This window comes from Streptomyces sp. MST-110588, from assembly GCF_022695595.1.
In the GTDB taxonomy this organism is placed as follows: Bacteria; Actinomycetota; Actinomycetes; order Streptomycetales; family Streptomycetaceae; genus Streptomyces.
Window position 1 is genome coordinate 7,592,255 of record NZ_CP074380.1, and the last position, 23,500, is coordinate 7,615,754.

General features: G+C 72.2%; 21 protein-coding genes. 18 read left to right on the plus strand and 3 right to left on the minus strand.

The features are described from left to right. Positions 1 to 38 precede the first annotated feature (38 nt). Positions 39 to 1,040 (minus strand): NADP-dependent oxidoreductase, encoded by a 1,002-nt coding sequence (locus tag KGS77_RS33000; protein ID WP_242586981.1) that lies wholly within the window; start codon positions 1,038 to 1,040, stop codon positions 39 to 41. 167 nt (positions 1,041 to 1,207) lie between these two features. Here KGS77_RS33000 and KGS77_RS33005 point away from each other — a divergent pair, with 167 nt between their 5' ends. The 11 genes from KGS77_RS33005 to KGS77_RS33055 all read left to right on the plus strand — a co-directional run bounded on the left by KGS77_RS33005 (position 1,208) and on the right by KGS77_RS33055 (position 13,937). Then, positions 1,208 to 2,116 (plus strand): LysR family transcriptional regulator, encoded by a 909-nt coding sequence (locus KGS77_RS33005; RefSeq protein WP_242587826.1) that lies wholly within the window; start codon positions 1,208 to 1,210, stop codon positions 2,114 to 2,116. Between the two features lie 17 nt (positions 2,117 to 2,133). Further along, on the plus strand, positions 2,134 to 2,328 hold the full coding sequence (locus tag KGS77_RS33010; RefSeq protein ID WP_242586982.1) for a hypothetical protein: 195 nt from the start codon (positions 2,134 to 2,136) through the stop codon (positions 2,326 to 2,328). 50 nt (positions 2,329 to 2,378) lie between these two features. After that, positions 2,379 to 2,594 (plus strand): hypothetical protein, encoded by a 216-nt coding sequence (locus KGS77_RS33015; protein ID WP_242586983.1) that lies wholly within the window; start codon positions 2,379 to 2,381, stop codon positions 2,592 to 2,594. Between the two features lie 151 nt (positions 2,595 to 2,745). Further along, positions 2,746 to 4,377, plus strand: coding sequence for a M48 family metallopeptidase (locus KGS77_RS33020; RefSeq protein WP_242586984.1), 1,632 nt, complete (start codon positions 2,746 to 2,748; stop codon positions 4,375 to 4,377). 162 nt (positions 4,378 to 4,539) lie between these two features. Further along, complete coding sequence (locus KGS77_RS33025; RefSeq protein WP_242586985.1) at positions 4,540 to 5,586, plus strand: hypothetical protein; 1,047 nt, start codon at positions 4,540 to 4,542, stop codon at positions 5,584 to 5,586. 300 nt (positions 5,587 to 5,886) lie between these two features. Next, complete coding sequence (locus KGS77_RS33030) at positions 5,887 to 7,173, plus strand: phosphatase PAP2 family protein (RefSeq protein ID WP_277994338.1); 1,287 nt, start codon at positions 5,887 to 5,889, stop codon at positions 7,171 to 7,173. Between the two features lie 140 nt (positions 7,174 to 7,313). Then, on the plus strand, positions 7,314 to 7,799 hold the full coding sequence (locus tag KGS77_RS33035) for a hypothetical protein (protein WP_242586987.1): 486 nt from the start codon (positions 7,314 to 7,316) through the stop codon (positions 7,797 to 7,799). A 26-nt stretch (positions 7,800 to 7,825) separates the two neighbouring features. Further along, positions 7,826 to 10,285 (plus strand): glycosyl hydrolase family 65 protein, encoded by a 2,460-nt coding sequence (locus KGS77_RS33040; protein WP_242587827.1) that lies wholly within the window; start codon positions 7,826 to 7,828, stop codon positions 10,283 to 10,285. A 205-nt stretch (positions 10,286 to 10,490) separates the two neighbouring features. Then, positions 10,491 to 11,414, plus strand: coding sequence for a universal stress protein (locus KGS77_RS33045; protein WP_242586988.1), 924 nt, complete (start codon positions 10,491 to 10,493; stop codon positions 11,412 to 11,414). Positions 11,415 to 11,756: 342 nt separating this feature from the next. Further along, positions 11,757 to 12,284, plus strand: coding sequence for a hypothetical protein (locus KGS77_RS33050; RefSeq protein ID WP_242586989.1), 528 nt, complete (start codon positions 11,757 to 11,759; stop codon positions 12,282 to 12,284). Positions 12,285 to 12,491: 207 nt separating this feature from the next. Further along, positions 12,492 to 13,937, plus strand: a complete 1,446-nt coding sequence (locus tag KGS77_RS33055; RefSeq protein ID WP_242586990.1) for a serine hydrolase domain-containing protein — start codon at positions 12,492 to 12,494, stop codon at positions 13,935 to 13,937. Positions 13,938 to 14,006: 69 nt separating this feature from the next. Here the strand turns inward: KGS77_RS33055 and KGS77_RS33060 are convergent, their stop codons facing one another. Beyond that, on the minus strand, positions 14,007 to 14,636 hold the full coding sequence (locus tag KGS77_RS33060; RefSeq protein WP_242586991.1) for a septum formation family protein: 630 nt from the start codon (positions 14,634 to 14,636) through the stop codon (positions 14,007 to 14,009). A 181-nt stretch (positions 14,637 to 14,817) separates the two neighbouring features. On the opposite strand from KGS77_RS33060, the gene KGS77_RS33065 reads away from it, so the two are divergent. The 4 genes from KGS77_RS33065 (at position 14,818) to KGS77_RS33080 (ending at position 19,217) form a co-directional block, all read left to right on the plus strand. After that, entirely contained in the window at positions 14,818 to 15,426 is a 609-nt protein-coding gene (locus KGS77_RS33065; RefSeq protein ID WP_242586992.1) for a hypothetical protein, read from the plus strand. Between the two features lie 486 nt (positions 15,427 to 15,912). Then, positions 15,913 to 17,937, plus strand: coding sequence for an APC family permease (locus KGS77_RS33070; RefSeq protein ID WP_242586993.1), 2,025 nt, complete (start codon positions 15,913 to 15,915; stop codon positions 17,935 to 17,937). Between the two features lie 186 nt (positions 17,938 to 18,123). Beyond that, positions 18,124 to 18,735: a hypothetical protein gene (locus KGS77_RS33075; RefSeq protein WP_242586994.1), complete on the plus strand. Its 612-nt coding sequence runs from the start codon at positions 18,124 to 18,126 to the stop codon at positions 18,733 to 18,735. Beyond that, positions 18,732 to 19,217 (plus strand): RDD family protein, encoded by a 486-nt coding sequence (locus KGS77_RS33080; protein ID WP_242586995.1) that lies wholly within the window; start codon positions 18,732 to 18,734, stop codon positions 19,215 to 19,217. Before KGS77_RS33075 ends, KGS77_RS33080 begins: the two co-directional genes overlap by 4 nt. 129 nt (positions 19,218 to 19,346) lie before the next feature. Here KGS77_RS33080 and KGS77_RS33085 read toward each other — a convergent pair whose 3' ends face one another. Further along, positions 19,347 to 20,750, minus strand: coding sequence for an MFS transporter (locus KGS77_RS33085; RefSeq protein WP_242586996.1), 1,404 nt, complete (start codon positions 20,748 to 20,750; stop codon positions 19,347 to 19,349). A 217-nt stretch (positions 20,751 to 20,967) separates the two neighbouring features. On the opposite strand from KGS77_RS33085, the gene KGS77_RS33090 reads away from it, so the two are divergent. From KGS77_RS33090 to sulP, 3 genes are read left to right on the plus strand one after another with little or no spacing between them, the layout of a single operon-like run. Beyond that, positions 20,968 to 21,390, plus strand: a complete 423-nt coding sequence (locus tag KGS77_RS33090) for a hypothetical protein (RefSeq protein WP_242586997.1) — start codon at positions 20,968 to 20,970, stop codon at positions 21,388 to 21,390. 28 nt (positions 21,391 to 21,418) lie between these two features. Further along, the gene (locus tag KGS77_RS33095) at positions 21,419 to 21,607 is read left to right on the plus strand and encodes a hypothetical protein (RefSeq protein WP_242586998.1); all 189 of its coding nucleotides are present in this window, start codon (positions 21,419 to 21,421) and stop codon (positions 21,605 to 21,607) included. Positions 21,608 to 21,636: 29 nt separating this feature from the next. After that, on the plus strand, positions 21,637 to 23,397 hold the full coding sequence (sulP, locus tag KGS77_RS33100; RefSeq protein ID WP_242586999.1) for a sulfate permease: 1,761 nt from the start codon (positions 21,637 to 21,639) through the stop codon (positions 23,395 to 23,397). Positions 23,398 to 23,500: the final 103 nt, after the last annotated feature.

Sequence of the window (23,500 nt, forward strand, 5' to 3'; positions counted from 1 at the left end):
ACCGACCCGGGCCGTCGCGCACCGGCCTCTCCGTACGTCTACTCCGCCCCCAACTGCACGATCATCTTGCCGCTGTTGGCGCCGCCCAGCATGCCGAGGAAGGCGTCCACCACGCTGTCGAAGCCGTGGACCACCGTCTGCACGTCCACCACCCGCCCCGCCTGGAGGTGGGGGACGAGGAAGTCCTCCAGTTCGCCCTGGACATCGCGGTGATTGCGGACGAGCACGCCCTCCAGACGCAGGCTCTTTTCGACGATGTCGAAAAGGTTGCGGGGCGCGGCGGGCGGCCGGGCGCTGTGGTACTGGGCGATCGCGCCGATCCAGGCGATGCGGCCGAAATCGCGGAGGTGGGCGATGGCGCCTTCCAGATGGTCGCCGCCGACGTTGTCGAGGTAGACGTCGATGCCGTCCGGGGCGGCTTCGCCCAGCAGGTCGCCGACCGGCCCGTCGTGGTAGTCGAACGCCGCGTCGAAGCCCCATTCCCCGGTCAGCCGCCGGACCTTGGCGGGCGAGCCGGCGCTGCCGATGACCCGGCCCGCGCCCAGCAGCCGGGCGATCTGTCCCGCCGCGCTGCCCACGCCGCCCGCCGCCGCGGAGACGAAGACGCTCTCGCCGGGCTTCAGGGACGCCGTACGGGTGAGCGCGACGTAGGCGGTCAGGCCCGTACCGCCCAGGACGCCCAGATAGGAACGGGCCGGCACCCCCCGGTGAGCGGGCAGGACCCGTACCTCTTCCGGCGTCACCAACGCATGGGTACGCCACCCCTTGCGGTGGAAGACCAGGGCGCCCTCCTCCAGCCCCGGCGCGCGCGAGGCGATGATGCGTCCGACGGAGCGGCCCTCCAGCGGCGCGTTCAGGTCCCAGCCGCCGTCCATCAGCTCCCTCATGTACGGGTCGACAGAGAGGTAGAGGTTCTCCACCAGGGCCTGGCCCGGGGCGGGCGCGGGAACGGTCGCCTCGGTGAAGGCGAAGTGCGCGGCGGTCGGGAAGCCGTCGGGACGGGAGATCTGGTGGACGAAGCGGGCGGCCGTGCCGGTCACGTGGACTCCTGGACGAGAAGAAGGCGTATGGGTGCGGGTGCGGCGGTCCGCAGGTGATCGTCGGCCGCGCCCTGCTCACCGTAGGGAACCGTCGCCGCCCCGGGCAGAGGCCCGCATCGATGGAACCGGGCTTTCCATGAAATCCGCTCATGGAATACTTCCGCCACATGAGCGACCTCTCGCCGCACGAGCTGCGCATCCTGATCGCGGTCGAAGAAGAGCGCGGGTTCACCGCGGCGGCCACCGGCCTGGGCCTGACCCAGTCCGCCGTCTCCCACGCCGTACGCACCTGCGAGCGCAAGCTCGGGGCCGTCCTCTTCGACCGCGGCCGGCACGGGGCCCGGCCGACCGCCGCCGGCACCCGGGCGGTCGCCCGCGCCCGCCGGATCCTGCGACTGATGGAGACGATGGGGCAGGAGGTGCGCGGGGCGCAGGACGGGACGATCACCGGCCCGCTGCACATCGCATCGTTCCGCAGCGCCGCGGCCCACCTGCTGCCCGCCGTGCTGGAGCGGCTGACCCGCCGTCACCCGGGCCTGGTGCCCGAGGTGCGGATCGTACGGGAAATCGGCCGCGGCACCGGGGGCGAGGTCGCCGACGGACGGGCCGACCTGGGCATCGCCACACTGGACGCCTCGGGCCCGCCGCCGGGCCTGACCGGCGCCCGCCTCTTTGAGGAGCCGTACGCGCTGGCGCACCCGGCGGGCCGCGGGCACGCCGACCCGCGGACGCTGCCACTGATCGACTGGGACGAGAACTGCGGCTCGTACACCCGCGAGTGGTGGGCCGGCCAGGACTGGATCCCGCCGGCCACGATCCGGGTGGAGGACGACACCGTGGTGCTGTCGATGATCGCCCGCGGCATGGGCATGTCGATCATGCCCATGCTGACCCTGACCGGCGCGCCCGCCGACGTCACCATCACCCCCCTGACGCCACGGCCGCCCCGCCGCGGCGTCGGCTACGTGACGACCCCGGAAGCCGCCGAATCGGCAGCGGTACGCGCACTGATCCGCGAACTGCGCTCGCCCGCCTCCGCCCCCGCATGGGCCGACGCCGGACCGGCCGCGAGCTGAACGACGGAGCTGGACGAATGACAGCGAGGCCAAGGCCGGTGGAGATGCGGCACGGCGTGGCGGCCCGGACCGCGGCGTGTACGGAACTGGTGGCGTGGTCGCGCGGCGGCGACCGGGACCACGTACGGGTGGTCACCGGGGCGCCCGGCGTCGGCAAGAGCCGGATGGGCGGTTGGGCGGCGCACGGGACACATCCGGCGGGCCGCCAATAGTGCACGCCACCGGGCACGTGGTACTGGCCGGGTGGGGCGAGACCGTACCGGTGAACAGCTCGGCCGACCGCTTCCTGCGCGCGCCGGCCGTCGCCCACTGGGCCGCCGCCTTCGGCTCCGGCCGGGATCCCGGTGAGTACGACGAATTCCTGGCCACCCTGCGCGGACTGCTGCGGACGATCGATGCCGCGGGTTTCGAGGGCGGCCCGACGGCCCGGTTCCGGCCCCGGCTCCTGGCGGACGGGACGGTATTCCTCCTGAGGTGACGCCCCGAAGTATTCCCCATGGGGAGCCGGCGGCATGACGGCCGACGCTGCCGTAGATGTGTTCGGTGACCGCGAAAATGATCCTGGCCATGGCGCCGTCGCACATATGATCCTCTCGCACTGTTTTTCTGTTTGTGGGGGACTTCGCCCTGTGGGCACATCTCTGCGGGCCCTGCGGGCACTGTTCCTGCTGGCCGGGTTCTACGTTCTCGCCCTCGCCGTACTCGGCGGGCTCGCCTGCGCCGCCCTCGTGGCCTGGAGCCGGGCCCCGACCGCGGGCGCGCTCACGGTGACCGCCCTCGCCGTGGTCCTGGGCCTTCCGATTGTGCGGGGTGTCTGCACACTCGGGACGGGGGACGGAAGCGGCACGGACGGCCTTGCGGTCACCGAGGCCGGGCAGCCCGAACTGTGGCGCGCCGTCCGCGCGCTGGCCCAGCGCACCGGCACCCGGGCACCCGATACGGTCCTGCTCACCGCGGAGGTGAACGCGGCCGTCCACGAGCACACCCGGCTGCTGGGCCTGCTGCCCGGCCGGCGCCGCCTGCACCTCGGCGTACCGCTGCTGATCGGCCTGAGCGAACCACAGCTCCACTCGGTCCTCGCCCACGAACTGGGCCACTACGGCAACGCGGACACCCGCCTGGCGGGCATCACCCTGCGTGGCCGCGACAGCGTACTGCGGACCGTGGAGGGCTTCCGGGCACCGCGGCGCGAGCGGGCCGACGGGGCGACACGCCGGCAGGAGGAGGCGGTAGCCGCCGGGGCAGGGAAGCGCGAGGCGGCGGGCGCCGGCCGGGTCCGGTCCGCCCTCGGACGGATCATCAGGCCGCTCCTGTACGGGGTGGTGGCCAGGCCGTTCCAGGCGTACGCGCGGTTCTACCTACGGGCCACGCAGAGTGTCGCCCGTCAGCAGGAGCTGGCCGCCGACCGTGTGGCGGCCCGCGTCGCGGGCCGCGACGCCACGGCCTCGGCGCTGCGGGAGATCGCCGTCCTCGACGCCGTCCACGACTTCTATATGAGCCGCTACGTCGCTCTGGGCGCCCGGGCGGGCCTGCTCCCGCCGCGCGGCGAGGTCACCGGCGGCGTACGGCGGCTGCTCGACGACGCCGAACTGCGGTCCGGCCTGGCGGAGCTGCGCGGCGAACTCCCCTCCGGCGAGGTGTCCCCGTACGACTCGCACCCGCCGCTGGCCGAACGGGTACGGCTGATCGAGGCACTGCCCGACGACGGCCCGGCCACGGCCCCGGTACGGGCCGCGCTGACGCTGTTGCGTGACACGGAGCGGGTGCTCGCCGAGCTGGAGGACGCGGTCCTCACACCGGAGGCACTGGCCATGGAACGGGCCGACTGGCCGGAACTGACCCACCGGGCCGTGCACACGCTGACGGAGGCCGGCGCCCGGCCGTTGCGTACGGCGATGGCAGCCGCCGGAATCCCGCCGGGCGGCGCGGCGCGGGACCTGGCGCTCCTGCTCGACGCCGTCGACGCGGGGCGGCTGTGGCCGGTCGCCGGCCATCTGCCCAAGTCGCCGGAGGCCGCCCGGGCGAGCGGCCGGGCAGCACGCGAGTTCCTGCGCCCGTCGCTGGAGGAAGGGGTGCAGCATCTGGCGGAGCTGGCCCTGGTGGAGGCGGCCGGCGCGCGCTGGGAGCTGTCCTGGTACGCCGGGCCCCGGCTGCGGCTGCCGGGGGAGCGGGACGTGGAGGAGGAACTGGCGGCGGCGGTACGGGCCGCCGTCACGGACGCCCCGGACACGGGCCCGCTCCGCAGCCTCCTCGCCGCCTGAACCCGCCCCCGGCGCCGACCAACGGCCCGCCACCGTCCAGCGCCTACCGGTCCCAACCCGCCGGCCCCCCTCCACAACTCAACAACTCACCGACCACCACTCACGTCGCCGGCGGCCACCGATGCCGCCCGGCGCACACCCCCGATTGGATCGCCACATCCCATGCACGGGATCCTTCCCCTCATCGTCCTGACCGTCTCGCTCTGCGTCTGGCTGTGGAAGCGCAGGCGTACGACCAAGCTCGCCGTCGCGGCCGGCGGGGACCTGCTGCCGCCGGAGCGGCAGAACACCGAGCGGTCCTGCCCGGACCCCGAGGCGGACGCCGTGTCGGCGGCCCTGTCCCGGGGCGAGTGGCGGACCGCCGCGAAGGCGATCGCCGCCGCGGGCACGGACTGGGAACGCCGCTCCGAACTGGTGGGTGTCGTCGCCGACCGGGCGGCCGAGGACGACACCTGGCTGCGGGCCTGGGAGGCGGAGCTTCCCGACGACCCGGACGCGGCCGTGGTCCGCGCCGCCGCGCAGGTAACCCTGGCCTGGGAGATCCGGGGCGCCGCCTACGCGAAACACACCACCGCCGAACAGTTCGCCGGGTTCCACCGGGTGCTGGCGCAGGCCCGGGAGGCGTTCGAGCGGGCGGAGGCCCTGGCCCTCCCTGGTGACCCCACCCCGTACGTGAAGAAGATCCCGCTGTACATGGGCCTGGGCGCGCCGCACGAGGCGATGCTCGAACTGTGGAGCGAGGTCACCGCCCGCGCCCCCTACCACTTCGAAGGGCACCTGTGCGCGCTCCAGTACTGGTGCGCGAAGTGGCGCGGTTCCGCCGAGGCCGCCCGCGACTTCGCGGGGCAGGCCGTGGCGGCGGCTCCGCGCGGCAGCCTGCTGACGGTGCTGCGTCTGATCGCCTGGTTCGAGCACCACGACGACGAGGCGCCGTCCGAGGCGTACGGCTGGCCGGAGGTCATGGGAATGACGGACGAGGCGCTGGCCGACATCGCCGCGGCGCGCCCGGACGATCCCAGGGTGGCGACGGTCCGGCACATGCTGGCGTACTTCCTGACGAAGCAGGAGCGTCACGAGGCGGCCCTGGAACAGTTCCGGCAGGTGGACGGCTATGTGAACGCGCTGCCGTGGTGCTACCGCACCGACCCGGCCAAGTTCTACTGCCGCTTCCGGACCAAGGCACTGCGGGGTGCCGTGAGCGGCGACTGAGCGGAGGGGGCGCCGGAGGCATCCCTGACGCGTCGAGTCCTCGGCCGCAGGGATCGGCCGGCCTTCGCGGCACCCGTGACCTGAGAAACCCACCCGTACCAGCTCCGATAGCATGTTCGATCTCACGGTGATCGTCCTCAATGTCCACTTCACCGGAAAGACAACGCCATCCGGCACGAAAAGTGATCCATTTAGCCACCATCTAACAAAGCGGCCAGACAATTGATATCTCGACCATCACGGGTGTTTTCGCGAAAAAACCGCAGAGTCACGTGCGTCGCACGGCGTCGGCCACGGGCGATTCTCTGGGCCACGGCCGGTGTGGTGGCCCTCGGATTCTTCATCGCGCTGGAGATCGCCGCGCGTCGTTACGGCCTGCCGGGGCCGATCACCAACCAGGCGCAAGAGATCATATTCGCCCCCGCGTCCGGGCCGCTGCTGTACGCCGGCATGACGCTGATGATGGTGACGCTCACCTGGCGGCAGCGGTTCATCGCGGCCGGTGCCGCCATCGGCATCGACGCCGTCTTCTTCCTCGTGCGGTGGGCGGCCGGCGCCAAGATGACCTTCGGCAACGGCGCGCTGTGGGTGATCCTGGGCTGCGCGGTCATCGCCGTCACGCGCCGCACCGGCCAAGAACGCGTCCTGCTGCTGAAGGGCGTCGGCCTGGGCCTGCTGCTGGTGGCCGGCCGCAAGACCGGCGACACCTGGCTGCTGATCACCTCCAAGACCCGCCCGACGGTGCTCGACCTGTACGTGGCGACCGCCGATCACGCGCTGGGCAACCCGTCGTGGCTGGTGGGCCGGCTCGTCAAGGCCACCGGCCCGGTCGGCGCCCACGTCCTGGACTTCGTCTACGTCCAGCTCGCGGTGGCCGCGGTCGTCGTCGCCCTGTACCAACTGCGCAACGTGGCGGTCGAGCGCCGCTTCCCCGGCCATCATCTGGTGCGCACCTTCCTGGTCATCGGCCTCCTCGGGCCGGCCATCTACATGATCTTCCCGGTGGTCGGGCCGGTCTTCACCTACGGTGACGGCGCCTTCGGCACCGGCGGCGGGCACTGGGCGCTGGCCCACCTGTGGCCGGACACGCTGCCGCCGGCCGGCACCCCGCACCCGATGCCGTACGACGAGGTCACCCCGCGCAACTGCATGCCCAGCCTGCACACGGCGTGGGCCACCGCGATCTTCATCCATTCCCGCACGGGCCCCCGCGTCCTGCGGTTCGCCGGCGCGTTCTGGCTGGTCGCCACGCTCGGCGCGACGCTGGGCTTCGGCTACCACTACGGCGTGGACCTCATCGCCGGCGTGGTGTTCACGCTCACGATCGAGGCGGCACTGCGCTCGCTCGACCGCGGCCGGGACCGGTCGGGAATCCGGCTGGCCCTTTACGGCACGGCGGTCTTCGCGGCGCTCCTGGTGTCCTACCGCTATCTGCCGGTGCACATGGCCAGGCACCCCTACGTGTTCGGGCCACTTCTCATCCTGGCGATGGCCTCGGTGATCTACGGCTATGCACGGACCACCAAACGGTGGGAACCGAAAGCCGCACCGGCGCCGCAACCGGAACTGCAACCCGAACCGGTGTGAGAGTCACGCCGATCGCGTCGATGACCGGCCGCGCGGCCCGGACGTAGGGCGAGGCCGTTGCCACGGACGGGGAAGCGGCCGGACGATGGACTCCTCCACCGGCCTCACCCGGTCCGGCAGCGGCTCACCAGGGGGACGGGATGCACGCGGAGTCCATCACCGCGGTGTGCGCCGTCGTGATCGCGGTGGCGTCGCTCGCCGTATCGGTCTACCAGGCACACGCGATGCGGCAGCACAACCGCCACTCGGTACGTCCGATACTGCAACTCCACCAGAGCTGGGCAGCGGGGCGGACCGCGGGCATCCGGCTCATCAACTCCGGGTTCGGGCCGGCCGTCGTCATCGGCAGCACCCCGACCGTCGACGGCACGGTGATCGGCGAGATGACCAGGGGCCGCCGTGTTCCCCGGGAACGGGAGGCGGCCGGACCGGACTGGCGAGGGGTGGACGCGGACGTCATCATCGAGGCGACGGGGCCTGCGCGCCGCGCGGGGACAACTGCGTCCTGCGGAGGGCGCCCTGGACGGGCCGCTCGGCGCGGTGCTGCGGGGAAGGTGTTCGGCTGGTACGGCAACACGGGCGGCCGGGCGGCCGGACAGCCGGACCGAGGGAAGGAAGCCGGATGACCGTACGCCGACAAGCCGCGCCGGCCATGCCGTCCGCGCCGCCCCCGACGTCCGCACCGGCCGGGCCGACGGGGGAGTGGACCTGGGAGTACGAGGGCTACGACCCGTCGCAAGAACGTCTGCGGGAGTCCCTGTGCACACTCGGCAACGGATACTTCGCCACCCGCGGAGCGGCGCCCGAGACGGTCGCCGGTGCCTGCCACTACCCCGGTACGTACGTGGCCGGCTGTTACAACCGGCTGGTGTCTCAGGTAGCCGGACGGCAGGTGGAGAACGAGGACCTGGTCAACCTGCCCAACTGGCTGCCGCTGCGCTTCCGCGTCCCCTCGGAAGCGGGCGCTGCCGCCCGGTGGATCACCCCCGACGACGCGGGCCTGCTGGAATACCGGCAGACGCTGGATCTGCGCGCGGGCACCCTCACCCGCCGTATGCGCGTCCACCTGGCTGGCCCGCGGAGCCTGCTCGTGGTGCAGCGCCGCCTCGTGCACATGGCAGACCCGCATCTGGCCGCCCTGCGTACGGAGTTCACGCCACAGGGCTGGTCGGGGGAGCTGGAGGTGGAGTCGGCGGTGGACGGCGACGTCACCAACGCCGGGGTCGCCCGGTACGGCGCGCTCGCCGGTGACCACCTGATACGTATGCACACCGGAGCGGTGGACCCGGCGACCGTGTGGCTGCGGTGCCGTACCTCCACCTCCGACATCCGCCTCGCCTGCGCGGCGCGTACCCGGGTCACGGCCGGCCGGGCGGCCAGGAGCCGGACCGTACTGAGCCCGACCGGCGCCGCCCACCGGGTGCGGCTGGCCGTCACGGACCACGAGACCAGCGCGGTGGAGAAGGTCGTGGCCCTGCACACCTCACGCGACCCGGCGATCAGCGACTCCTCGCTCGCGGCCGTCGACGACGTGGCACGGGCACCCGGCCACGCCGAACTCCTCCTCTCGCACACCGCGGCCTGGGACCGCCTGTGGCGCCGGGCCGACCTCCAGGTCCCCGGCGAAGCCGGCCGTATCCTGCGGCTGCACCTGTTCCACCTGCTCCAGACCCTCTCCCCGCACACGGCGGAGCTGGACGTGGGCGTACCCGCCAGGGGGCTGCACGGCGAGGCCTACCGCGGCCACGTCTTCTGGGACGAGCTGTTCGTCCTGCCGTACCTGAACCTGCACTTCCCCGAGATCTCCCGGGGCCTGCTGAACTACCGCCACCGCAGGCTGGGGCGGGCCTGCCGCGCCGCGGAGGACGCGGGCCGCACCGGGGCCATGTACCCCTGGCAGAGCGGCAGCGACGGCCGGGAGGAGACCCAGACCTGGCACCTGAACCCGCGCTCCGGACGCTGGCTGCCCGACCACACGCGCCTGCAGCACCACGTCGGCTCGGCCGTCGCCTACAACGTATGGCGCTACTGCGAGGCCAGCGGAGACACCGAGTACCTGCACACCAAGGGCGCCGAGATGCTGACACAGATCGCCCGGTTCTGGTGTGACACCGCCCGGTACGACCCCGGGACCGGCCGCTACCGCATTCTGGGGGTCGTCGGCCCCGACGAGTACCACGACGCCTACCCGGACGCCGGCGTTCCGGGCCTGAACGACAACGCCTACACGAACGTCACGGCCGCCTGGGTGCTGCGCCGTGCCCTGGACCTCGCCCGTACGCTGCCCGTCCCGCGGCGCCGCGAACTCTTCGACCAGCTCCACCTGGACGCCGGCGAACTCGACCGGTGGGAGGAGGTCTCCCGCAAGCTCCGGGTCCCCTTCCACGCGGGTGTGGTCAGCCAGTTCGACGGGTACGGCGACCTCGCGGAGCTGGACTGGGAGACCTACCGCAAGCGCTACGGCGACATCCGGCGGCTGGACCGCATCCTGGAGGAGGAGGGGGACAGCCCCAACCGCTACCAGGTATCCAAACAGGCCGACGTCCTGATGCTCGGCTACCTCTTCTCCCCCACGGAACTGGCGGACCTCTTCCGCCTGCTCGGCCACCCGATGGACGAGGCGAAGTGGCGGGCGACCGTCGAGTACTACCTGCGGCGCACCAGCCACGGATCGACCCTGAGCGGACTGGTGCACGGCTGGGTGCTGGCCCGCGCCCGGCGCGGTGACGCCTGGCAGCACTGCCTGGAGGCGCTGTGCGGGGACGTGGCCGACGTTCAGGGCGGCACCACCGCCGAGGGCATCCACCTCGGGGCCATGGCGGGCACCCTGGACCTCGTACAACGCGGACTGGCCGGCCTGGAGACCCGCGGGGAAGCGCTGAGGTTCGACCCCGCGCCCCTGCCGGAACTCTCCGCCTTCGGCTACCGGCTGCGGTACCGGGGCCACTGGGACGTCGGAGTACGCATCACCGCCGACCTCCTGCGGATAGCCGTACCGGCCTCCGAGGAACGCCCCGTCCGGGTGGTCTTCGCCGACCGCACCGTCATGGTCCCGCCGGGCGGCACCCACGAGTTCCGCCTGTCCGCCCCGCCCGCCGCGGGCGTTCACTGACCACCGGACCCAAGAGATCGCCACCCAGGAGAGCCGGCCTGGCGTCGAGGGGCCGATGGGGCCGCGCGGTGTCCCGCGTGGCCCTGCGCGGGACCCGTGCCCCGGCGGGACGATGCCGTCGTCCGGAGGACGGACCGTGAGGGATGCCGGAGTGTGAGGGGCGCCGGAGCGTGAGGGCGCCGGACCGCGATGGAGGGGTGTTCGCATGACTGGCCACATAGCCGTGGGGCTGGACGGCTCCCGGGAAAGCCTGGCAGCCGCCGACTGGGCGGCCGGCGAAGCCCGGCTCCGCGGGCTGCCGCTGCGGCTCGTGCACGCCTGGGAAGGACCCAAGGACCTGGACCTGGACCTGGACGGGGACACCGGCCAGAAGGAGCCGGACCTGCCGGAACTGGCCGTACCCAGGCACTGGGCGCGGCGCATCCTGCGGTCGGCGGAGAACGGCCTGAGCCTGCGCCACCCGGACCTGCGGATCGTGGCGGACCTGGTACCCGAGCCGCCGGCCGAGGCGATGGCGGAGGCCGCCGGGCGGGCGGAACTGCTGGTGCTCGGCTCGCGCGGGCTCGGCGGGGTCGCCGGATTCCTGGTCGGGTCGGTGGCGATGTCCACCGTGGCCCACGCCGGCCGGCCGGTGGTCCTGGTACGGGCGGGACAAGGGGCGCCCGGGAACGGCGGGAACAACCCGGCCGGCGAGCCGTACCACGAGGTGGTGGTGGGCATCGACGCCCGGCGTCCCTGCGATCCGGTGGCCGGGTTCGCCTTCGACGCCGCCGCCCGCCGCGGTGCGCCGCTGTGCGTCGTCAACGTCTGGAACCCGCCCTCGTCCTACGCGGACCTGCCGGTCTCACCGCAGGAACCGGACATCGACGCGGCATTCGGGGAGCGGGCGCGCCGGGCCGTCACCGCGGCACTGCGGCCATGGCGGGAGAAGTATCCGGAACTGGAGGTCACCGAGGTGTCGCGGACCGGGAAAGCCGCCCGGAACCTCATCGAATGCGCCTCGTCGGCAAAGATGTTGGTCATCGGGCGCCGCATCCGCCGTTCCGCCGTCGGGGCGCACATCGGCCCGGTCGCGCACGCGGTGATCCATCACGCGAGGTGCCCGGTCGCGGTCGTACCGCACGAGTGATGTCACCAGTGGTGCCCGGGGCACACGGTGGCCCGTGGCAGGTGCCCACGACGGGACATCGGGGCTCATCGGCCGACCGGTTCCGGCCTTTTCCTGACAGCGCTGCCTTCCCTCTTGCTCCGGCGTGGGCCGGGCGGCCCCGAGCGGCCCGGACCGTCCCTGCCCGGCGCGGGAGCACGTGCCCTGCCCTCGCCCACGGGCCGGAAGGTCCCTGACGTACCCCGTGCCGGCCCTGTCCCGTTGCCGGACCGTGTGTGAGCTCGTGTACGGCGAAGGAGGTGTCGGCCTGTGCGTGCTGCGAAAACGTGGTGGCGTCGGTGGCACGGCCCTTTGTGCCGCAGGGTGGACGTGTGGGATGCCTGGCTCGGCCTGCTGACGGCGCTGCTGCTGGCCTTCGGTGTGCCGGCGGCCGGCTGGTGCGCGGCGTCGTGGGCGTATGGGGCACAGAGCCAGAGCCGGCGGGAGCAGCAGCGGTCACGCCATGCGGTGACCGCCGTACTGACGCGGGACGTACCGGTGCATCAGCCGCAGGGGGACGGCGTCGTGGACAGGTATCCCACCACGGTCCGCTGGCGTGCGCCGGACGGGTCGGTCCGTACCGGGCGGACCGCGGTGGACGCCGGTAAGCGAAAAGGGTCCCGCATCACGGTATGGGTCCTCGACGACGGCCGCCTGACGGACAAACCTCTCGGCCACGGCGGCGTGCTGGTGGCTTCCACGGCCGCCGCACTGCTGGCGGCGACGGGAGCGGGCACGACCGTCTCCGCGGTGTTCTGGCAGGTCCGCCGGAGGCTGGACCGCAGGCGTTCGGACGCCTGGGCGCAGGAGTGGGCCGAGGTCGGCCCGGTGTGGTGCCGTGGTGCGGGATGACGGTCCCGGCCCGCACCCGGTGAGGGCTCCGTGCGGGCCCGCGGTGTGCGGGGCGGCGGGCCGGGCCGGGCTGCGGCCCCGGTCCGGCGTGTTCGCCTCTCCTCCTTCCCGTGGTCCGCGCAGCAGGCTCGAAGTCCGGGGACAGCCGGGCAGTTGCCGTCCAAGGACGCGGCGTCGCCTCCACGGGAGGCGGGGTGAGGAGGGACAGTGCTCCAGGACATCACAGCAGGGACGCAGGAGCGGGTCACCGGGATGCTCAACCGCCGGGCCGTGGGCGGACTGGCACTGGGCGTCGTGCACGACGGCCGCCTGGAGCACTTCGTCGGACACGGCTTCGCCGACATGGCCCGGCGGGTTCCGGTCGGCCAGGACACGGTCTTCCGTATCGCCTCCCTCAGCAAGACCTTCACCGCCGTCGCGGTGATGCAGCTTCGGGAACGGGGCCTGGTGGACCTCGACGCTCCCGCCGAGGACTATCTCAGTGCCTACCGGCTGGTGCCGGGAAGGCCCGACTTCCGGCCGGTGACCTTACGTCACCTGCTGACGCACACCGCGGGCATCGGCGAGCTGCGCACGGCCGCCGACCTGCTGCGGCCCAACGCCGGGGAAGGCGTACGGGTGGGCGATCCGCTGCCGTCGCTCGCCGAGTACTACCGGCGGGGCCTGAAGGTCGACGCGCAGCCGGGAACGCGGTGGACGTACGCCAACCACGGCTTCGCCACCCTGGGCCAGATCGTCGCGGAGGTCAGCGGCGAGCCCTTCGACCACTACCTGCGCGAGCACGTCTTCGCGCCCCTGGGCATGACCGACACCGACCTCGTACGCTCCCCACGGCTGCGCGACCGCCTGGCGACGGGCTACGACCTGGGCGCCCGGGGACCGAAAGCGGTCACCGACCGGGAGCGGACGACACCGGGCGCCTCGGCGGTCTACTCGACACCGCGCGACCTGGCCCGCTACCTGTGCGCGCTGCTCGGCGGTGGCACCAACGAATACGGCACGGTCCTCGGGCCCGAGACGCTCGCCACGATGTTCGCCCCCCACTACCGGCCCGACCCCCGCGTGCCGGGCATGGGCCTGGCGTTCTTCCGCGGCACGGCCGACGGCCACCGGCTCGTCGAACACCAGGGAATCCTGCCCGGCTTCACCTCACAGATGTTTCTGGCCCCGGACGACGGGCTCGCGCTGATCGCCCTGACCAACGCCGCCCACCGCGCGCTGCTGTGGCTGCCCGGCGAGACGGAAGCCCTCCTGCGCCATCTGCTCGGCCTGCCGGAAGCGGCCATCCGGGCCGATGTGCCCCAACACCCCGAAATCTGGGGCGAACTGTGCGGCTGGTACGGCCTCGCGGGCCGGATCACGGACGTACGGGCGCGCGCCATGGCGGGCACCGCCGTCGAGGTCTTCGTCCGCGGCGGCCGGCTCCTGCTGCGCACCCTGACGCCCGTACCGCACCTGCTCCGCGGCATTCCCCTCCATCCCGACGACCCGGACGACCCCTACGTCTTCCGCATCGACCTGTCGCGCTACGGAATCGGAGCGGCCCGGATCGTCTTCGGCCGGTCGGCGGACGGGAAAAGCACGGCCCTCCACTTCGTTCCGGTACCCCTCTCCCTCCACAAGATGACCGCTCCATGGCGCTGCCGCCCGTGACACCTCCCGGCGGCCGGACCTCGGATGAGAACACGAACGGCCGGACAACGCCGAAAGGAAGACCGGGAATCAGAGTTTCGAGCCCTTGACGCTGCGCCCGATCGGTTCCCTGGTGTGGAACGCGACACATCCGACCTCGCGGTCGCCGTCCTGGACCCATGAATCCTTGGAGGGGGTCCACAAGTAATAGCCCAGGACGGATTCACCGGGGCTGGAGCCGACATAGTCCGTGAACTTCTTCTCGCACAGCTCCGCGGCGGCCGAGTTCACCAAGTCATCGCCCGGGAACGCGACGTCGGCCGTCCATCCGTTGCCCACGAAATACACTTCCGCGTCGTGTTTCTCCCCGCAGGAGACGACACGGACAAAGTCCGGGAGCCCCTTGTAGTCGCTCCTTCGTATGCCGGGTGCCTGGAAACAGTAGCCGGGCTCCATGGTGAACAGTGACACGATCACGCCGACCGGAGGCCCGGGCGCGGGGTGGTGCTTTCCGTTCCGTACGACGGGAACGATCACGTACAAAACGACGGGGGCGATGGCCGCGAGCGCGAGGAAGAGGATGGACGACCTGACGAGGAGGCGTTTTCGCCGCTGCTGGTTCTCCTCCGGTGTGCGGTGGACTTCCCGCCGGTGGACCCATACGGTGCATGCGGCGCTCAGGAGAGCCGCCACCAGGTTCACCGCCGCGTCCAGGCTCATGGCATCAGGGTAGGGACGAGGCCGCCGGGAGCCCAGAGATGCCGTCCAACCTGGCACCGGCCGCGGTCCACGGCAAGGCTGTGCCGGGTCGCGGTGAGGAAGTACGCTGAGCCACGCACTTTGTGGGACGCCGGCGGAAACGTACCGGAGCGAAACCCTCCGGTATGCGCGGGAGGTGATCGTGGCGGAGTCCGGCGTGACCGTTGCGCTGATCAGCTTCGGCAGCAGCTTTTTCAGCGCGTTCATCGTCCTGCTGGGCGACCGCTACATGGGCCGCCTGCAAAAAGAGGCGGTGACCGAAAGCGCCCGTATCGGAGCCGGGGCGACGATCGCCGGCGCGGACCGGCAGGCGCAGGCCACCGTGGCGAGTTCGCAGTGGCAGTCGCGCAAGGCGGAAGCCGATGAATACCGCGTCCGGATCTCTGACCTGAAGAAATTCCAGGAATCGCTGTACAGCGTCAGGGACCAGATCGACCCGCTGATCGATGGAACGCTCCCCGCGGCGTGGCCGCCCATCGTCCGCAGAATTCCGCTCCATGTACCCAGATGGATTCCGTCTTCAAGCGATCTGTCCGTCCAGATCCTCGCCGACCGGATGCGACGCGGCGCGTCGCGGATCGATCTGGAGGTGCCGCTGGAGGTGGCTCAGACGGAGGGCACGGTGTCTCCCTTTCTCCGGGAAGTCGCCGAGGTGCTCAAGAGCGAGATCGATCAGATGATCGCGCTCGCCGAGGAGGGAATCTCCGCGCTGGAAGGCTGGATATCCGACACCGTACGCCCGGAACGGTGACGCCTCCACCGGCTCCTCCGCGCGCAGCCGGCCGCCACCACGGCATGCCGTTCGTGTGACCGCCACCGTCCCGGCCAGGGGCCGACCGGCCTGTTCCGGGCCCTGCAGACCCATGCCGGGCGGGAACCGCAGCGTGCTGCTCGGCTCGGCACGACGCGGGGAACCCTTGGGTTGCGCCGCCCGACGGCCAGTGCGACACGGCGCACGGTACGGGCTGTGCTCATGGTGCTGACTCCCTCTCCGAAGGTGATGGACGCACCTGCATGGTCAGTGCACCGCCGCCGCCCCGCGCGCGCCGGACGCCAAGTGGGGTACCGCGCAGGCCCGGTGTGCCCTGCCGCGGCTCCCCCTTCGCCCGCCGCGCGGTGGTCGCCTCCGGGCGCGAGGAACGGCACAGCAGTCCCCGCCCGCCGCTCGCCCGGACCGTGACCGTCCGCCGGTCCGCCGTGGCTGTGCGGGGGTGGACCGCGTCCCTAGGATCGCCTCATGCCGAAGCTGCTGGACGTGGTCAAGCGCATAGTCATCGGCCGGGTACTGCCCACGGAAGGGATCCAGGAGACGCTGCTGCCCAAGCGGCTGGCGCTGCCCGTCTTCGCCTCGGACCCGCTGTCATCGGTCGCCTACGCCACCCAGGAAATTCTGCTGGTCCTCTCGCTGGGCGGCCTGGCCTATCTGCACCTGGCCCCGTGGGTGGCGCTCGCGGTGGTCGCCCTGATGGCCGTGGTGGTGCTGTCCTACCGGCAGGTGGTGCACGCCTACCCCTCCGGCGGCGGCTCGTACACCGTGGTGTCCACCAACCTCGGCCCGTCAGCGGGCCTGGTGGTCGCCGCTTCGCTGCTGGTGGACTACGTGATGACGGTGGCGGTGTCCGTCGCGTCGGGCGTGGACAACATCATCTCCGCGCTGCCGGCGCTGCACGCCTACCGCACGCTGATGGCCGTGACGTTCGTGGCGCTGCTGGCCGCCCTCAACCTGCGGGGGGTGCGCGAGTCCGGACGGATGTTTGCCGCACCCACGTATCTGTTCGTCACCGGCGTTCTGCTGATGTGCGCCACCGGCTTGCTCCGCTGGCTGCTGGGGGACGCGCCCGTGGCGGAGTCGGCCCGTTACGGCATCAGTCCCGAAAGCGGCCACGGCGAGCTGTCCTCGCTCGCCGTGCTGCTGCTGGCCGCGAAGGCGTTCTCCAGCGGCTGCACCGCGCTGACCGGCGTGGAAGCCATCTCCAACGGCGTTCCCGCCTTCCGCGAACCCAAATCGCGCAATGCCGCCACCACGCTGACGGTCATGGGCGGCATCGCGGTCGTGATGTTCTCCGGCATCACCGCGCTGGCCCTGCTCGCCAAGGTGCACATCGCCGCGGACACCTGCGACCTCACCCCGCCCGTCGACCACTGCGCCGACGTGCCGCAGCCCACCGTCATCGCCCAGCTCGCGGCGGCGGTCTTCGGCGGGCACGGCGCCGGGTTCTTCTTCATCCAGGCCGCCACCGCCCTGGTCCTGGTCCTCGCCGCCAACACCGCGTTCAACGGTTTCCCGCTGCTCTCCTCGGTCCTGGCCGAACACCGCTACCTGCCCCGTCAACTGCACACCCGCGGCGACCGCCTCGCCTTCTCCAACGGCATCCTGCTCCTGGCCCTGGCCGCCGGCGGCCTGCTGTGGGCCTACCAGGCATCGGTGACCAGCCTCATCCACCTGTACATCCTCGGCGTCTTCACCTCCTTCACCCTCTCCCAGGCGGGCATGGTCCGGCACTGGAAACACGTCCTGAGGACCGGGACGGAACCGGCACTGCGCCTGCGTCACCACCGCGCCCGGGCGATCAACGCCCTGGGGGCCACGGTGACGGCGTTGGTCCTGGTGATCGTGCTGGCCACCAAGTTCACCCAGGGTGCGTATCTGGCGGTGGCTGCGGCGGTGGTCCTGTGGGTGACGATGCGGGCCATCCACTGGCACTACGCCCGGGTCGCCGACGAACTGCGTGCCACCGACCCGGCCGCCGACCTGCTCCCGCCCACGCGCGTACACGCCGTGGTCCTGGTCTCCCACCTGCACCGGCCCACCTTGCGCGCGCTGGCCTACGCCCACGCCACCCGTCCCGACGTCCTGGAAGCCCTCACCGTCGCGGTCGAGCGCGAGGAAGCGCGCGAACTGTGGTCCCGATGGGACAGCTTCGGCATCGACGTCCCCTTGAGGATGCTGCGGTCGCCCTACCGGGAGATCACCCGGCCGGTCGTGGCGTACGTGCGCTCCCTGGGCCGGGCGGGCCCGCGTACCGCGGTCAGCGTGTTCATTCCCGAATACGTCGTGGGGCACTGGTGGGAGAACCTCCTGCACAACCAGTCCGCGCTGTGGATCAAGGGCCGGCTGATGTTCGTCCCCGGTGTCATGGTCATCAGCGTGCCCTGGCAGCTCACCTCCTCCCACCGCAGGAGGCACCGCGCCCCGGCCCAGGCCGCCGGTTCGATCCGCCGCGGCGAGCCTCTGTGGCCGAGTGCTCCGGTGGACAGGTAGAGAGACGCATGCAGCGGATGAGGCGGATGAGGTAGGGACAGGGCCGTGCCGTGGGTGTGGCGCAGCCGGCCGGCTCTCCGGCGGCACCGGGCCCTGGGAGCCAGGGAGGCCCGGGCCCGGCTCCGGCGCCGCGGTTCACCCACGGCGGATGACGCGTGCCGCGCCGTGCGGCGCTGTGATGCGGGCATGGGTGCAGACCGCGCCGCCGAAGGCCCGCTGGCAGCGGTCCTGTTGACCGGGCCCCGGCTGGCCCTGGGCGCCGTGGCCGCCGTGGGGACGGCGGCGACCACGGCTGCCGTACGGGTCGCGGAGGGCGTCCGCGGCGCCCGGCGTGCCGTGCTGCGGCGGCTGGTCGCCGCGGTCGTCGGCGAACTGGACGTGGATGCCGTGGTGGCCCGGGTGGATGTGAACAAGGTGGCGGAGCGGGTGGACGTCGACCGGGTCGCCGACCGCGTCGACGTGGCGCGCGTCACGCGCCGGGTGGACATCGACGCCGTACTGGACCGGATCGACCTGGTGAGCCTGACCCGGCAGGTGCTTGAGGAGATCGACCTCGGCAGAATCGTCCGGGACACGGGCGGCGACATGACCGGCGAGGTGCTGGACGCCGTACGGCTGCGCAGCGCGCGGGCGGACCGGCTGGTGGACGCCGTCACCGACCGGCTGCTCCGTCGGAACAAGGACGTTGTACTCCGTGACGTGACCGTTGAGGAGCCACGGGCCGGGCGTCCGGGCGCCGACGGACAGGCGGCCGGCGGACAGGCGGCCGGCGGCCCGGCCGGACGGGCGTCCCCGTGAGGCCGTCCGCCGCCGTGACCGGCCCGTCCCGCCTTCAGGGCCGGGCCGCGGGGCTGGTCTCCCGCACCCTGACGGCCATCACCGACATGCTCGTCGTGCTCGGCATCGCCGTACTGGCGGATCTGGGCATCGGCGCCGTCCGCTTCTTCGTCCTGGGACCGCCGTTCGCCCCGCCGAAGCCGTCGGACTGGCTGACCGGCCTCTGGGGTTTCGCCCTGGCCGTCGTCTACCTGGCCGTGAGCTGGTCGGTGACCGGACGGACCGCCGGCGGCTGTTGGATGGGGCTGCGCGTGGTCCACCGGTCGGGGCGGCAGCTCGGGCCCGGCCGCGCTCTGCTCAGGGCCGTGCTGTGCGTCATGTTTCCCCTGGGGCTGCTCTGGGTGCCGTTGAGCAGGCGTGACGCGTCCGTCGCCGATGTCCTCGCGCAGAGCGCGGTGGTGTACGACTGGTACGGCCGACGGGCCCGCGACGGCACGCCGTGACGGCCGGCCGGTGACCACGGCCGCGAGGCGAGAGGTGACGGGGCCTGCCGCTGTGGGGTGCGCAAGGAGCGGCGGGCGGAAGGCGCGCTGCCCGGTCCGACCGCTGCCCGGTCCGCCGGTGCCGACGGCTCAGTGCGCTTTCACCTGCCGCGGGAGCAGCATGGCGGCGAGGAAGCCGCCGCAGCCGACGGCCGCCAGCACCGCCAGCGCGGCAGCGTAGGAGCCCACGGCCAGGTCGGCGACGAGGATGGTGCCGGCGATCGCCGTACCCATGGAGGATCCGAGGTTGGACACGCTGCGCGACAGGCCGGAGATCTCACCCTGCTGCTCCTCGGGGAAGCTGGACTGCACGATGTTCACCGACGGGGTCAGCATCACCCCGAGCCCCAGGCCGATCAGGAGCAGCCCGGGTGTGCTCGCCCACGCGTCCGGTGAGCCGCCCGCCATGGCCAGGAGTGTGGCGATGCCGGCGACCGTCACGGCGAAGCCGGTCATGACCAGGGTGCGCGGTGTACGGCGCTTGGCGAAGCGTTCGGCGGCGAGCGAGGACGCCAGCAGCCCCGCGGTGGCCGCCGTGAAGATCACTCCCGTCCGGATCGCATCGTAGCCGCGTACCACCTGGAGATAGGCGGCCACCACGAACGAGACCCCCATCAGGATCAGCCACTGGAGATTCTGCGTGAGCAGACCGAGGTTGGAGGTGCGATCACGGAACAGGCCCGTCGAGAGCAGCGGTTCGGCCCCCGAGCGCTCCATGGCCCGTACCCGGCGGAAGAACCAGGCCAGTACGGCGGCCCCGAGCACGAGCAGCCCCGCCATCAGCCAGGCGTTGTCGTCGGCGGCCAGGATGCCGGCGACGAGGAGGACCAGTCCGACGGCCGACAGGATCGCCCCGCCGGTGTCGAAGGTCCGCGTGGGGTCCGGGGGCAGCGGATCGGCGATCCGGCGGCTCAGTACGACGATCACCGTGACCACCAGTGCCTGGAAGATGAACGCCGCCCGCCAGCTCAGCCCCGAGGTGATCAGCCCGCCGATCAGCGGCCCGGCAGCCGCGCCGATGCCGCCCATCGCCATGATCGCCCCGAACGCGCGGGCGCGGGCGGTGAGGTCCGTGAAGTACAGCGTGGTGAGGATGTAGACCGGCGGGATGAGCAGTGCCGTCCCCACGCCTTCGAGGATCGAGTTGCCGAGGATCAGTACGCCCAGGCCCGGCGCCGCCGCGCTGAGCAGGGCGCCGACGCCGTAGACGGCAAGGCCGGTCACCAGGCACCGCTTGCGGCCGAGGCGGTCGGTCAGCTTCCCGCCGGGGATCATCAAAGCGGCCATGACCAGCAGGAAGATGGTGATCGCGAGCTGCACGCCCTGCACGGTGGTGTCGAGGTCCGCGCTGATGTCGTTGATCATCACGTTCATGTTGGAGCCGGCGAAGCTGCAGATGAACTGTGCGAGCGCGAGCGGCACCAGCACCTGCCGTGGTGTGCTCACCGCGTGTTTACGGGTTCCCGGTCCGGCGGGAGTGGGCGGTACTGCCATCGTCGCGCCTTTCGATCGCTGCCGTCGGGCGTACGGCGCGGACCCTGTCGTCCGGCGTACGGCACCAAACCGCCGCCCGCCGGGCGCCGTTCATCCTCGCGGCCAGGTGATCGCGCGTCGTCACCCTCCGGGGGTGACGACGCGCCCGCGCGCCCGGAGCATCCTCGGCGCCGACGCGGGGGCAATCCGCACCCGCCTCGGACACGGAGGGCCTGCCATGGCCACCACGACCAGCCCGCACCACCGCTCGGCAGGAGTCAGCGCCGCCGCCAGCGGCCTGACGATCTTCGCCGCCGTGATGCTGCTCATCTCCGGTGTGCTCGACCTCTTCCGGGGCATCATGGGCATCGCCGAGAACGAGGTCTTCCTCAACACCCCCAACTACGTGTTCAAGTTCGACCTGACGGCCTGGGGGTGGATCCACCTGGCCTTCGGGGCGGTCGCCATCGCCGTGGGCCTGGGCCTGTTCACGGCGGCCACCTGGGCCCGGGTGCTCGCGATCGGCATCGCGGCACTGCTGATCATCGTCAACTTCCTCTCCATCCCCTACTACCCGGTCTGGTCGATCACGCTGATCGCGCTGTACGGGGTCACCATCTGGGCCCTGTGCATCGTCCGCCGGGACACCCTCAACGAGTAGCCGGGCCGGGCCCGTGCCGGACCGGGCGGTGCGCACGGCACAGGAGTGCGCCGGGCGGATCGCGCAACTCATCACTCCCCTGCGGGTGCGGCCGGGGCCGGAGAGCGACCTGGGCCACAACTCCGGCCCCGGCCACCGCGCGGGCACCCGCCGGCGTCCGCCGGACCGGACCGTGACCAGCACCTCTGGTACCGGCCCGGCGCCCGCGCCATGGTGAGGGTGCGCGACGCGGCGCCCGGTCTCCGTATGCTCTCAAGCTACCGGCGGCAGTGGCTCGTCAAGGACGTCGTCGCCGGAGTCGTCCTGACCACGCTGCTGGTGCCGCAGGGAATGGCGTACGCGGAGCTGGCGGGCCTGCCCGCGATCAACGGCCTGTACACCTCCGTCCTGTGCCTGCTGGCGTACGCCCTCTTCGGACCGTCACGGATCCTGGTGCTCGGCCCGGACTCCTCGCTGGGCCCGATGATCGCCGCGACGGTGCTGCCGCTGGTCGCCGCCGGAGGTGAGACCGAACGGGCGGTGGCGCTCGCCTCGGTGCTGGCGCTGCTGGCCGGTGCCGTCATGGTCCTGGCGAGCGTGGCCAAGCTCGGCTTCATCGCCGACCTGATCTCCAAGCCCACCATGACCGGCTACATGAACGGTCTGGCGCTGACCATTCTCATCGGGCAGTTGCCGAAGCTGTGCGGCTTCTCCACGGACGCCGACGGGCTGCTCGGCGAGGTCCGCGCATTCCTCCGCGGCCTGGCCGACGGACAGGCGGTGCCCGCCGCCCTCGCGGTCGGCGCGGGCGGGGCCGTGCTGATCCTGGTACTCCAGCGGTGGCTGCCGAAAGTGCCGGCGGTGCTCGTCATGGTGCTGCTGGCCATCGCTTCGGCCTCCCTGTTCCACCTGGCCGACCACGGCGTCGGCCTGGTCGGCACCCTGCCCACGGGCTTCCCGCCGCCGACCGTGCCGCACATCGCCTGGAAGGACCTCGGTCCCTTGTGCGTGGGAGCGATGAGCATCGCGCTGGTGTCCTTGGCCGACACCATCTCCAACGCCTCGGCGTTCGCGGCCCGCACCGGGCAGGAGGTCCAGGGAAACAAGGAGATGAGCGCGATCGGTGCCGCGAACCTGGCGGCGGGGCTGTTCCAGGGCTTCCCCGTCAGTACCAGCGGCTCACGGACAGCGGTGGCCGAGCGGGCGGGTGCCCGGACCCAGCTCACCGGGATCGTCGGGGCGGCGCTGATCGTCCTCATGCTGGTGCTTCTCCCGGGGCTGTTCCGCAATCTGCCCCAGCCCGCGCTGGCCGCGGTGGTCATCACGGCCGCGCTGTCCCTGGCCGACATCACGGGGACGGTACGGCTGTGGCGGCGGCGCAAGGCGGAGTTCCTGCTGTCGGTCGCGGCCTTCCTCGGGGTGGCGCTGCTCGGCGTGCTCCCCGGCATCGTGGTCGCGGTGGGTCTGTCGATCCTCAACGTCTTCCGGCGCGCGTGGTGGCCGTACAGCACCGTGCTGGGCCGGGTGCCGGGCTTGGAGGGTTACCACGACGTCCGTTCCTACCCCGGTGCCGGGCAGCTCCCCGGCCTGGTGATCCACCGGTTCGACGCGCCGTTGTTCTTCGCCAACGCCGTGACCTTCCGGGAGGAGGTGCTGCGACTGGCCCGCGCGGAGCCGCCGCCCCGGTGGGTCCTGCTGGCCGCCGAGCCCGTGACCGACGTGGACACCACCGCGGCCGACGTACTGGAGGAACTCGACCGGGCGCTCGGCGTCCGGGGCGTCAGGCTGGTCTTCGCCGAACTCAAGGACCCGGTGCTGCGCATGATCGACCGGTACGGGCTGACCCATGTCTTCGGCAGCGACCGGTTCTTCCCCACCGTCGAATCCGCCGTCGCCGCGTTCCGGGCCGGGACCGGCGCGGACTGGACCACGGGCGGACCGCGTCCTGACGCCGCCGGCCCGGACGGCAGCGGCAGCCCACCACCACGGGCGGAAGGCCGACACGACGCCTCGGCACCGCCGTCCTAGTCCGGGGGCGTCCTGGGACCAGTTCGGACAGTACGACAGTACGGTACGGAGGGATGGGCGCCCGGCCCGGCGCGAGCGTTCGCGCTCGGCGCCGGACCGGCCA